Origin of the sequence: Campylobacter sp. (assembly GCF_017646085.1) — a bacterium.
Taxonomy (GTDB): Bacteria; Campylobacterota; Campylobacteria; order Campylobacterales; family Campylobacteraceae; genus Campylobacter.
Window position 1 is genome coordinate 1 of sequence record NZ_JAGCNF010000077.1, and the last position, 11,821, is coordinate 11,821.

The window sequence follows — 11,821 nt, forward strand, 5'->3', positions numbered from 1 at the left end:
CTATTAGTGTGGGATTTAGCGTACAGTTTGAGACAAATGGAACAATTGATGTTGATTTTGCTAAATTTCCAATATATAAAAAATGCACTTTTGCTGTAAGTGTAAAATTAGCCCTAAGTGGTGAGCCAGTCCATAAAAGAATTAATAAAAAAGCATTAAAATCACTACTTAGCAATGCTAGTTGTTTTTATAAATTTGTAACTACTGGTGAGCAGATTGATGAAATTAAAGAGATTTTAGCTTTACAAAATGGCGAGGTTTGGTGTATGCCTTTAGCAAGAGACCAAAATGAGCTAGAACACAACGCTAAAAATGTAGTAAATTTATGCATAGAAAATGGATTTAATTATAGCGATAGATTGCATATTCGAATTTGGAATGATTTAAATGGAGTTTAATGTATGATAATTAGAAAAATTTATGATTTTGAAAATGCACATATCGTAAGATTTTGTAGCTCTAAGCGTTGCAAAGAGAGTATTCATGGTCATAGCTATAGATGTGAGGTGTTATTAAAGTCTGATTATCTTGATGCTGCTGGAATGGTTTATGATTTTGGGCTTATGAAACAGCACATTAGAATGATTATTGATAGTTTTGATCACACGACCACATTATATGCAAAAGATAGCGATGAGTATAAAAATGATATGAAAAAGCATTCTAAACGCTGGATAGAGCTTCCATATAATCCAAGCGCAGAGCATTTTAGCCGTATATTTTTTGTATTAATTGATAAGTTGCTTAGTCAGTGTGTTATGCAAAATAGTGAAAAAGGTGTGGAGCTTTATAGTATTATTGTGCATGAAACAGCTACTGGTTATGCGCAGTGTTTTAGAGAGGATGCATATAGCACAAAAATGGGGCTTATAAATTTAGATGAGATAATCTTTAGTGATGAGATTAAAAATGAGTGGAATGATTTTGATTTTTACGAACAGCTTAAAAATGGAAATAAATTTATAAATCCAAAGGAGTGTTAATGAGAAAATTAGCCTTGATAATTTTATTAATTGTTAGCTTTTATGGTTGTGAGGATAAAGCATCGCAAACCAATAAAAATGACGCTATAGAAATTCCGCCGCCAGATGTGCCAATTGCTAAAAGCGATGGTAATGCAACAATTGATAGCGACTTTCCACCAATGCCGGTAGCAGAATGATTGAGACATATACGCTTAGTGCTAGCTTGCACCTTGGATTTATAAAGATACTTTTAGCTTTGCTTGTGGTTCATTTAGGGCTTGTGTTTATCGGCGATACGGCTAAATTTGGTTATATTAAAAGACTTATGCTTTTCTTACCGACTTATTATGTTTTTATGGCATTTATATTTTTTACTGGAATGCTAAATTTGGCTATTTTGCACTTTAGTATGAGTTTATCAATTTGGGTAATGATTGTATGCTGGATAGGATTAATTCCGCTTGGTGCGATTGGGTTTAAGCGGTTAAAAGCAGTAAGGGTTAATAAGGAATTTAGCAAATTTAAAAGATTTATGGCTATTAAAATTATTTGTGAGATGATAATCGTAGGATTTGGGACATTTATAGGGATTGCTTTATGAAATTTATCTATAATAGCAGTGCTGGTGGGGATTTTATAGAAATCGATGGAGATGGATTTAGTCACTTAAAAGCTTTGCGCCTTGGTCAAGGCAAGAGAGTTGATGTGCGAAATCTGCGTGATGGCTATAGTTATATTTATGAAATTACTAGCATAGATAAGCGTAAGGCGCTTTTGGAGCTAGTATTTAAATCTTTAATTTTGCCAGTTGAGCATAAATTTGAATTAGCGTGGGCAGTAGTTGAGCTTAGTGTTATAGAAAAGAGCTTGCCTAGCCTAAATGAGCTAGGCGTTGGAAGATTAAATTTAGTATATTGCGAGTTTTCTCAGCGAAATATTAAGATAAATTTAGAGCGATTAGAGCGGATTTTAATTAGCAGTTCTCAGCAGTGCGGTAGGAATTCTATCATGGAGATTGCGATTTTTAATAGTATTGATGAGCTTTTAACCTATAAACAAAATATTGCTTTGATTGATTTTGGTGGAGTAAATTTGAATGAATATGAAGGAGATAAGATCTTATTTGTTGGACCTGAGGGCGGATTTAGTCAAAAAGAAAGAGAGAAAATTTTAACTAAATTTGCATTAAACTCACCATATATACTTCGCTCAAATAGCGCAATTATCGGCGTTGCAAGTAGGTTTTTAATATAGATGGAAATTGTAATAATTCTTATTGTTTGCTTAGTGCGTGCTATAATCTGTGCGATTCCTGGCTTTATTCTTGGGTTTTTTTATAATATTAAAGAGAAGAAACGATTAATATTTTTAATCAGTGCAACTATTTTTAGCTTTTATTTAGCATTGATGCGGCCTGATGATATTGAATTTAGCGAGCTTATGATTGGATTTTTGGAAGATTTTGGCGGAATTTATATTGGTGCCTTTATTTTTATAGCGTTTAGAAATATGGCGTATAAATTTGGCCTTTGTAAGATTTGTGATAAATTTAGGAGAAAGCGTGAAAACTCTAACAATAATTGATACTTTTGGATTTTTTTTCCGCCTTTACTATGCGATGAGTGGACTTAAAAATAAAGATGGCAAACCAAGTGGTATGATACATGGATTTGCAAATTTTATAGCAAATTTAAAGCAAGAATTTCATAGTGATTATATTGTTTTTGCCCTTGATAGTGGAGGTAAAACTTTTAGAAATGATATAGATCCAAATTATAAAGCTAACCGCTCAGAAGCTCCAAAGGAGCTAAAAGAGCAGCTTCCAATATGTATTGATATGATTGAGAGAATGGGTTTGTGTAGTCTAAGAGTTGATGGATATGATGCTGATGATATCATCGCTAGTTTTATCAAAAATAACCAACAAGATGATCTACAAATAAAAGTTGTAACTCATGATAAGGATCTATATCAGTTAATCAATGATAGAGTAAGTATTTATAGCCCAGCCAAAAAGGAGCTATATGATAGGGATGGTTGTTATGAAAAATATGGCATATATCCTGAGCAGGTTAGAGATTTTTTAGCCTTAACTGGTGATAGCGCTGATAATATTCCAGGCGTTAAGGGTATTGGTGATAAAGGAGCTAAAAAGCTCTTAGATGAGTTTGGAACTATTGAGAATTTGTATGAGAATTTAAATCAAGTCAGAAATGAGCGAACTAAAAATTTGCTTTTTGATGGCAAAGAGAGTGCTTTTATATCTAAGAGGCTTGCAAGTTTATATGATGGGCTTAAAACACCAGATTTACAAAATGCCAAATTTCCTCAAAATAATCCACTTATAAAGATACAAGATATTCTAAAAGAGTACTCATTAAATCGCCTTTTAGCTAATCTTAGAAGTGATGAGCCAGTAAAGGAGCTAAGTTTTGAGCCGGTTTTGATTACTGATGAGTGTGAGCTAGAAAGGATTTTAGGGGGTATTAGTAGTGATACGCTAATTGCTTTTGATACTGAAACAACTAGCATAGAGGCTAGAGAGGCTAAAATTGTAGGATTTAGCTTTTGTTTTAATGAACAAAAGAGTTACTATGTTCCTATAAATCATAGCTATCTTGGTGTACCTAATATGGTTAGCTATAAAGTGGCAGCTTGGGCAATTGAGCAGATTTTTTCAGCTTTTGTAATTGGGCAGAATTTAAAATATGATTTTAAAATTGTACTAAATAATTTTGGTATAAAACCACCTAAAAATTATGCTGATACGATGATAATGGCATGGCTAGATAATCCAAGTACGAGTGTAGGAATGGATGCACTAGCTAAAAAACTTTATGATTATGATACGATTAAATTTGAAAGCGTTGTAAAAAAGGGTGAAACCTTTGCTAGCGTAGAACTAGAGAGCGCAGCAAAATATGCAGCTGAAGATGCGTGGATAACGCTTAGATTTTATAATAGTTTTTGTAAGAAACTTGAGCCTAATATGCTAAAAATTGCCAATGAGATTGAATTTGATTTTATATTAACTTTACTTGATATGGAAGATAATGGAATTAAAGTAAATCAATCTAAGCTTAGGGAGTTAATTGATAAAAATAATACCCAGTTAGAGAGCTTAAAGGTTCAAATTTATGAGCTATGTGGAATAAAATTTAATATAAACTCTACTAAACAGTTAGGTGAAGTGCTGTTTGATGAATTAAAGCTTCCTAGCAAAAAAAAGACAAAAACTGGTTATAGCACCGATGAGAGTGTACTTAGTGAGCTAGTAGAGCTTCATCCATGTGTCGCTAAAATCTTAGAGTACAGAGAGCTTTATAAGTTACAAAGTACATATTGTGAGCCGATTTTAAATTTAGCCCAAAAGGATGTTGATAGCAGGGTTTATACCAGTTTTATTCATACTGGTACAGCAACTGGTAGATTAGCTAGCAAAAATCCAAATTTGCAAAATATCCCAGCTCGTGGAAGTTATGCTAAGCCGTTTAGAGCAGTATTTGAAGCAAAAGATGGTTATAGTCTTTTAAGTCTTGATTATTCTCAAATTGAGCTTAGATTACTAGCGCATTTTAGTGAGGATGTAGCACTTGTGGAGGCATTTAAAAGTGGTAAAGATATTCATGCTCAATCAGCTATAAATATCTTTGGTGAGTCAAATGAGCAAAATAGAGCAATTGCAAAATCTATAAATTTTGGATTAATATATGGTATGGGAGTTAATAAACTTAGTGCCAATTTAGATATTGACAAAAAGGCAGCTAAAGAGTATATTACTAGATATTTTAATGCATTTAGTGGCGTTCAAGATTATCTTCAAAGTATAAAAGATAGCGCCAAAAGAGATGGATTTGTAGAGACTTTACTTAGTAGGCGTAGGTATTTTGATTTTTCTAATGCATCAGCTATGCAGGTTGCAATGTATGAAAGAGAAGCAGTAAATAGCAAATTTCAAGGTAGCGCTGCAGATATTATTAAGCTTGCAATGCTTAAAATTCGCCCAATGTTAGGCGATGCAAAGATGCTGCTTCAAATTCACGATGAGTTGATTTTTGAAGTTAGTGATGATATAGCACAGGAGTTTGGGGCACAAGTGGCTAATGTTATGAGCAGTGTTGTAAATTTAAATGTTCCATTGGTCGTGAACTATAATATAGCAAAAAATTGGGCTAATCTAAAGTAATTTGGTGAAATTCAGTTAAATTTTTGTTAAATTATGCAATAATTAAATAATTTTTAAAATGGGGTCTTTATGGATATTTCTACTATTTTAGGGATGGTTTTTTCCATCACAAGTATCTCGGTTGGAGATATTTTAGAAGGTGGTAATCCTTTGCATGTTTTGCATCTTAGTTCTGTACTCATTGTTGTACCTACAGCGATGTTTTCATCTATGACTGCTACAAACAAAAAATATATCAAGGCTACTTTTCAAGAGCTAAAGATTGTATTTAAAGGCTCTGGTGTAGATATGAGTGCTAGGATTGCAGAGCTAGTAGAGTATAGTACGCTAGCTAGAAAAAATGGAATTTTGTCTTTAGAACAAAAGGCTATGGCAGTTGAAGATGAATTTTTGCAAACTGGGCTTAATATGTTAGTTGATGGTCAACCTATAAATGAAGTCAAAGAACATCTAGAGTTATCTATTCAGACAACTGAAGAATATTATCACGAGTGTGCGCATTATTGGATTAGAACTGGTGAGAGCTGCCCGACATTTGGACTAGTTGGGGCGGTTATGGGTCTTATGCTTGCATTACAGTTGCTTGATAATCCTGCTGCGATGGCTGCTGGTATTGCTTCGGCATTTACAGCGACTGTTACTGGTATTATGGGTGCGTATGCTATTTTTACTCCGTGGGGTAATAAAATGCTAAACAATGCAAAAGATATCATAAAAGAAAAAGAGATGATCCTAGAAGCGTTAATCGGTATTGCTGAAGGAGCAAATCCAAGAAGCTTGGAAGCAAAATTATTTAACTTCCTAGATAAAAATGAACCAAGAAATTCACAATTTAACTAAGGTAGAATATGGCAAAGAAGAAAAAAGCACAAGAGTGTCCAGCAGGTGAGAAATGGGCTGTTCCATATGCGGATTTTCTCTCTTTGCTTTTGGCGCTTTTTATTGCACTTTATGCGATTTCAGCGACTAATAAAGCCAAAATAGAGGCATTAAAGACTGAATTTATAAAGATATTTGATTTTCCTGATACTCACTCATTAAAAGATACTAAAAAACCATCAAGAAGCGATAAGGAATTTGATAGTCCTAGTATTGCAATGCAGGTGCAAAACGATACGCCAACAAATGTAAATGTAAATAATGAGAGATATAAAGTTACACTAGATCAAGCAGAAAATCAAGTGGCGATTGATTTACCAGCAAACATTAAATTTGATCATCAAAGTTCAAAAATTTATAATCCAGATGTGATAAACTTTATCAATATTGTATCTATGATTATAAATAAAATTCCAGCTTCTGTAGCTGTGGATATTAGAGGTTATGCTGATGATTTTGGCGATTATGCTACTGATTATAGGCTAGGAATCGAGCGTGCTTATAGTGTGTTTGCAATGCTGGCAAATAACGGTGTAGATACTAAAAGAATGCGTATAACATCATTTGGTGATAGTGTAAATATTATAAATAGTGATTTAAAAATTGCTAAAATATATTTTAAGATCGATGTTAAAGATAAGGCGCTTCAAAAATCAGTTTTAGATATACTTAGTGAGCTTAAATAAGAATCATTATCATTTTATATTAAGTTATATATAAGTTTAAATTTGATAACCTACTGGATTAATTTCTAATTTGAGGAGTATAAAATGGCTGTAAAAATTACTGATATCTGCATTAGTTGTGGTTCTTGTATTGATGAGTGTCCAGTTAGCGCAATTGTGGATGACGCAGATAATCCGACTGGTGAAGATACATATTATGTTTATGCTGATAAATGTGTTGAGTGTGTAGGTCATAATGAAGAACCAGCCTGTGCTAGCGCATGTCCAACTGATGGATGTATTGTTTGGAGTGATGTAGTTGCAGGCCAACCAAGTAGAGGCGATATTGGCGCAGACCTAAGAGATGGCACAAACGCTGTAATAGCTTAATCTAACTATAATTAAAAAAGATTACTATTTTTTTAAGCTTAGTTTTGATATAATCACGATTTTTAAAACCTGATTAATAGGAGATCGATATGGAACAAACTCTATCAATAATCAAACCAGATGCCACAAAAAAGGGCGTAATCGGTAAAATTATCGATAGATTCGAAAGCAATGGGCTTAGAATCGCAGCAGCTAAAAAAGTACAATTAAGCGTAGAAGATGCTAAAAAATTTTATGAAGTACATGCTAGCAGACCATTTTACAATGATTTAGTTGATTTTATGACTAGTGGTCCAGTTGTAGTTATGGTGCTTGAGGGCGAAAATGCTGTTTTAAAAAATAGAGAGTTAATGGGTGCTACAAACCCTAAAGAGGCAGCACCTGGTACTATTAGGGCTGATTTTGCTGAGAGTATTGATGCAAATGCAGTTCATGGTAGCGATAGCTTAGAAAATGCTAAAATAGAAATCGCATTTTTCTTTGCTAGTAGAGAGATCTGCTAAGGTTATTTAATTGAAAATTCGCTTTGATAAGCTAACTACTACGCCAGTTAATTTTGAAAGTAGTATTAATGGAGTTAAATTTAGCGGTAGTATTAAAAAAACTACTCTAAATTTAGCCAAGTGCAGCGGTAGATTAATTGGTGAATTAGAGCATATTTGTGATAGTTGTGGCACTGATATAGTTTTAAGCCTAGATGAAGAACTAAATCTAATTTTAAGCGATGGTATCTATAAAGATAGTGATAATGAGCTAAGCAATACCATAGAATTTTTTGATGGTATAATAGATACAGATGAGATCTTAATTGGTGAGTTAGAGGCCTTTAAAAGCGATTATTTTTATTGTGATAAGTGTAAAATTTTAGAAGGAGAGTAAAATGGCAGTACCTAAGCGTAGAGTGAGTCATACAAGAGCTGCAAAGCGTAGAACCCACTATAAAGTTACATTACCAATGCCGGTAAAAGATAAAGACGGCAGCTGGAAAATGCCTCACCGTGTAAATATAACAACTGGCGAGTACTAATATAAACGATGATTAAAATAGCAATTGACGCTATGGGCGGGGATTTTGGTGCTGAACCAATTATAGCTGGAGTTATTGAAGCTTTAAAACAAAGAGAGTTTCAAGCTTATTTAGTAGGTGATGAGAGTAAGCTAAAATCCCTTATTCCACATAAATACTCTAAATTTATTACTTTTGTTCAATCTAGTGAAGTGTTTGCTATGGATGAGAGTGCTACTGATGCGCTAAAACGTAAAGAAAGTACGATATTTAAAGCTGTCGAGCTAGTTCGTAATGGAGATTGTAAAGCAGTAGTATCAGCCGGTCATAGTGGCGCTAGTATGAGTTTAGCAACTTTACGTCTTGGACGAGTAAAGGGTATTAGTAGGCCAGCAATTGCTACTTTAATGCCTACAACACAGGCTAATCAAAAAACATTGGTCTTAGATGTTGGTGCAAATGTTGATTGTAAGGCAGAAAATTTATTTGAATTTGCTATTATGGGCTATGCTTATGCTAAAGAGATTATGAAGATTGATAATCCTAGAATTGGTCTACTTAGCAACGGTGAAGAGGATTGCAAAGGCAATGAAATTACAAAAGATGCATTTGAAATGCTTAAAAAACTCGATAGTTTCATCGGAAATGTAGAGGGCAATCAAATTTTTGATGGAAGTGTTGATGTTATTATTTGTGATGGATTTGTTGGTAATATTTTATTAAAAACCAGCGAAGGTGTTGCTAGTGCAATTACTAAAATTATCAAACAAAGTGTTAAAAAATCTTTGCTTGCAATATTGGGTGCGATCTTGATGAAGAGTGTATTTAGAGGGCTTAAAAACCAGATTGATTATGATGAATATGGTGGTGCACCACTTCTTGGTGTAAAAGATTGTGTAATCATCAGCCATGGTAAATCAAGTCCAAAAGCTATCAAAAACGCAATATTCCAAGCTCTTAAATTCTCAGAATCTAGCATAAATGAGGTTATTTCAAATGAGCTTACAAAGTTTGCAAAATGACTAAAGCTTCGTTAATTTCAATTGGTGCTTATGCTCCTAAAGATATTCTTACAAATTATGATTTAGAAAAGATAGTTGATACTAGCGATGAATGGATAACTAAGCGTACTGGAATTAAAGAGCGTCGTATCGCTAAGGATGAATTTACAAGCGACTTAGGTTACAGGGCGGCTTTGCAAGCTTTGGAGCGTTCAGGATTAGATAAGAGTGATATCGATGCTGTAATATGCGCTACTATTACACCAGACTATTTTTGCATGCCTTCAACTGCTTGTGTGATCGCAAATAAACTAGGCCTAAAAGATGTAACAGCCTTTGATATTAGTGCGGCTTGTACAGGATTTATTTATCTTTTAGAGTTAGCTAAATCTATGATTGAAAGCGGTGCCAAGAGAAATATTTTAATTATTGGAGCTGAGAAAACTAGTACGATTATGGACTGGAGTGATCGTAGTATTTGCGTGCTTTTTGGTGATGGAGCAGGCGCAGCCGTAGTTAGCGCAAGAGATAACAATCCAATTTTAGATGTACATACTTCAAGCGATGGAAGCAAAGGTGAGCTATTAATAACTCCAGGTTGTGCTATTGTAAATCCTGCAAATAAGGATACTATAGAAAATCGACTAAATTTTATGAAAATGTCTGGTAACGATGTTTTTAAAATCGCTGTGAATACTCTAACAAAAGATGTGGTTAATATTTTAGAGAAAAATAAAATTCCATCTGAAAACATTGATCTTTTTATTCCTCATCAGGCTAACTTAAGAATTATTGAAGCAGTAAAACAAAGATTAAATTTTAGCGACTCTCAATGTGTTGTAACTGTGCAAAAGTATGGTAATACTAGCTCAGCATCTATTCCTATGGCGATGAATGATGCCTATGAGAATAATAGACTAAAAAATGGTTCATTAATATTGCTTGATGCTTTTGGCGGTGGATTTACTTGGGGTTCAGCGCTTCTTTATTTTGGTGGAAAGTAGTTGATATGAATGAGAATTTAATAGCCTATTTAGTTGCTTATTTAATTGGCGCAATACCTTTTGGCCTACTTTTTGGCCTACTTTTTGGTGGAATAAATATTAAAAAAAGTGGCAGTAAAAGTATTGGTGCTACAAATGTGTTAAGAGTAATTAAAGGGAGCAATCCTGCGCTTGCTAAAAAACTTGCTATTTTAACTGTTGTGTTTGATGCACTTAAGGGTGTAATACCTATTTTGGTTGGTAAATTTATATTTGAACTTGACATAGCTACTCTTTGGGCGATGGGAGTTTTGGCTGTTGTAGGACATTGTTTTTCTCCATATTTGATGTTTGAAGGCGGTAAAGGAATTGCTACTGGTGCTGGCGTATTGGCGTACTTTTTACCTTTGGAGCTTATGATTGCAGTAGTTGCGTGGTTTATCACTGGTAAAGTGCTTAAGATTTCTAGCTTAGCTTCACTTATAGCGCTTCTTGCAATGGTTGTATCATCATTTATATTCCACTATGATCTACCTGAAATTAACACGCATGCGCCAATTTTAATTATTGCATTCATTGTAGTTTATAAGCATATGCCAAATATTAAACGCCTATTAAGTGGTTCTGAGGGCAAGGTTATTTGATTAGTGTTTTTGTTGATAGCCTCGAGTTTGATACAATAATTGGTCTTTTAGATTTTGAACGAGTCGAAGCTCAAAGAGTTTGTATCGATATGGAATTTAGCGCCGATGAATTTATAGATTATGCTAAGGTCTGTGAAGTTACACAAAGTGAATTTAAAGAGCAAAAATTTTATAAAATAGAGGATGCACTAGAGTATTTTTCTATTAAATTTAAAGAAAACTACCCAAGTCTAAATAGTTTTTATATGAAAATTTCCAAAACTCAAATTATTAAAAATGCTACTGTAGGTGCAAAAATAATAAAGAATTATTAAAAATTGTTTAAATTTTCTTGAATTTTGGCTTAAATTTTGCTATAATCTCGCATTAAATTTTTTACTTTTAAGGAAAAGCTAATGAGAATTTTGATAGTAGAGGATGAGACTACGCTAGGCAAAACTATAGCCGAAGGTTTGCAAGAGTTTGGTTACCAAACAGATAATTCTGAAAATTTTAATGATGCAGAATATTTTATTGGTATTCGCAATTATGATCTTGTACTTAGCGATCTTATGCTTCCAGATGGTGATGGAATTGATTTAATTAATGTTATTAAACAAAAATCTCCACGTACATCTGTAGTAATTATTTCAGCAAAAGATGATAAAGAAAGTGAAATAAAAGCTTTTAGAGCTGGTGCTGATGATTATATTAAAAAGCCATTTGATTTTGATATTTTAGTTGCTAGACTTGAGGCTAGACTTCGTTTTGGCGGTACAAATGTGATTAAAATCGATGATTTAACAATTGATCCAGATGAAGAAAAGATTACATATCAAGGCACAGAAATTGAATTAAAAGGTAAACCATTTGAGGTTTTAACTCATCTAGCACGCCATAGCGACCAGATTGTAAGCAAAGAACAACTTTTAGATGCTATTTGGGAGGAGCCTGAGCTAGTTACGCCAAATGTAATTGAGGTTGCTATTAATCAAATTCGCCAAAAAATGGATAAACCACTTAATATTTCTACAATTGAAACAGTAAGACGCCGTGGATATAGATTTTGCTTTCCCAAAAAAGCTTAAGGGCTAAATTTGCCCTACAATTAGCATCAGCTTCT

At 33.5% G+C, this 11,821-nt stretch carries 17 protein-coding genes and 1 pseudogene; all 18 read left to right on the forward strand.

Annotated elements, in window-relative coordinates; translation table 11 throughout:
• Window positions 1-398 (forward strand): annotated as a pseudogene (locus tag J6V67_RS04215) (7-carboxy-7-deazaguanine synthase QueE); the annotation flags it as partial.
• Between the two features lie 3 nt (window positions 399-401).
• Entirely contained in the window at window positions 402-983 is a 582-nt protein-coding gene (locus J6V67_RS04220; RefSeq protein ID WP_291859223.1) for a 6-carboxytetrahydropterin synthase, read from the forward strand.
• Complete coding sequence (locus tag J6V67_RS04225; RefSeq protein ID WP_291859226.1) at window positions 983-1,162, forward strand: hypothetical protein; 180 nt, start codon at window positions 983-985, stop codon at window positions 1,160-1,162. The genes J6V67_RS04220 and J6V67_RS04225 overlap by 1 nt, the downstream gene beginning before the upstream one ends.
• A complete protein-coding gene (locus J6V67_RS04230) occupies window positions 1,159-1,566 on the forward strand; it encodes a hypothetical protein (protein WP_291859229.1) in 408 nt (135 codons plus the stop codon). The genes J6V67_RS04225 and J6V67_RS04230 overlap by 4 nt, the downstream gene beginning before the upstream one ends.
• Complete coding sequence (locus tag J6V67_RS04235) at window positions 1,563-2,219, forward strand: 16S rRNA (uracil(1498)-N(3))-methyltransferase (RefSeq protein WP_291859232.1); 657 nt, start codon at window positions 1,563-1,565, stop codon at window positions 2,217-2,219. Before J6V67_RS04230 ends, J6V67_RS04235 begins: the two co-directional genes overlap by 4 nt.
• Complete coding sequence (locus tag J6V67_RS04240) at window positions 2,220-2,549, forward strand: hypothetical protein (protein WP_291859235.1); 330 nt, start codon at window positions 2,220-2,222, stop codon at window positions 2,547-2,549. It begins immediately after the preceding gene.
• Window positions 2,527-5,151, forward strand: coding sequence for a DNA polymerase I (gene polA, locus J6V67_RS04245; RefSeq protein WP_291859237.1), 2,625 nt, complete (start codon window positions 2,527-2,529; stop codon window positions 5,149-5,151). The genes J6V67_RS04240 and polA overlap by 23 nt, the downstream gene beginning before the upstream one ends.
• Before the next feature lie 69 nt (window positions 5,152-5,220).
• Complete coding sequence (gene motA / locus J6V67_RS04250) at window positions 5,221-5,991, forward strand: flagellar motor stator protein MotA (protein WP_291859240.1); 771 nt, start codon at window positions 5,221-5,223, stop codon at window positions 5,989-5,991.
• A gap of 8 nt (window positions 5,992-5,999) precedes the next feature.
• Window positions 6,000-6,716, forward strand: coding sequence for a flagellar motor protein MotB (gene motB / locus J6V67_RS04255; protein ID WP_291859243.1), 717 nt, complete (start codon window positions 6,000-6,002; stop codon window positions 6,714-6,716).
• An 84-nt stretch (window positions 6,717-6,800) separates the two neighbouring features.
• Entirely contained in the window at window positions 6,801-7,085 is a 285-nt protein-coding gene (locus J6V67_RS04260; protein ID WP_291859246.1) for a DUF362 domain-containing protein, read from the forward strand.
• 89 nt (window positions 7,086-7,174) lie between these two features.
• Window positions 7,175-7,588, forward strand: coding sequence for a nucleoside-diphosphate kinase (gene ndk / locus J6V67_RS04265; RefSeq protein WP_291859250.1), 414 nt, complete (start codon window positions 7,175-7,177; stop codon window positions 7,586-7,588).
• Window positions 7,589-7,598: 10 nt separating this feature from the next.
• Entirely contained in the window at window positions 7,599-7,964 is a 366-nt protein-coding gene (locus J6V67_RS04270) for a hypothetical protein (protein WP_291859252.1), read from the forward strand.
• 1 nt (window position 7,965) lies between these two features.
• The gene (rpmF, locus tag J6V67_RS04275) at window positions 7,966-8,112 is read left to right on the forward strand and encodes a 50S ribosomal protein L32 (protein WP_291859255.1); all 147 of its coding nucleotides are present in this window, start codon (window positions 7,966-7,968) and stop codon (window positions 8,110-8,112) included.
• A gap of 8 nt (window positions 8,113-8,120) precedes the next feature.
• Complete coding sequence (gene plsX, locus J6V67_RS04280) at window positions 8,121-9,113, forward strand: phosphate acyltransferase PlsX (protein WP_291859258.1); 993 nt, start codon at window positions 8,121-8,123, stop codon at window positions 9,111-9,113.
• Complete coding sequence (locus J6V67_RS04285) at window positions 9,110-10,096, forward strand: beta-ketoacyl-ACP synthase III (RefSeq protein WP_291859261.1); 987 nt, start codon at window positions 9,110-9,112, stop codon at window positions 10,094-10,096. The genes plsX and J6V67_RS04285 overlap by 4 nt, the downstream gene beginning before the upstream one ends.
• Before the next feature lie 5 nt (window positions 10,097-10,101).
• The gene (gene plsY / locus J6V67_RS04290) at window positions 10,102-10,719 is read left to right on the forward strand and encodes a glycerol-3-phosphate 1-O-acyltransferase PlsY (RefSeq protein WP_291859264.1); all 618 of its coding nucleotides are present in this window, start codon (window positions 10,102-10,104) and stop codon (window positions 10,717-10,719) included.
• Window positions 10,716-11,033, forward strand: coding sequence for a dihydroneopterin aldolase (locus J6V67_RS04295; RefSeq protein ID WP_086227228.1), 318 nt, complete (start codon window positions 10,716-10,718; stop codon window positions 11,031-11,033). The genes plsY and J6V67_RS04295 overlap by 4 nt, the downstream gene beginning before the upstream one ends.
• A gap of 81 nt (window positions 11,034-11,114) precedes the next feature.
• Entirely contained in the window at window positions 11,115-11,786 is a 672-nt protein-coding gene (hsrA, locus tag J6V67_RS04300; RefSeq protein WP_086225363.1) for a homeostatic response regulator transcription factor HsrA, read from the forward strand.
• Window positions 11,787-11,821: the final 35 nt, after the last annotated feature.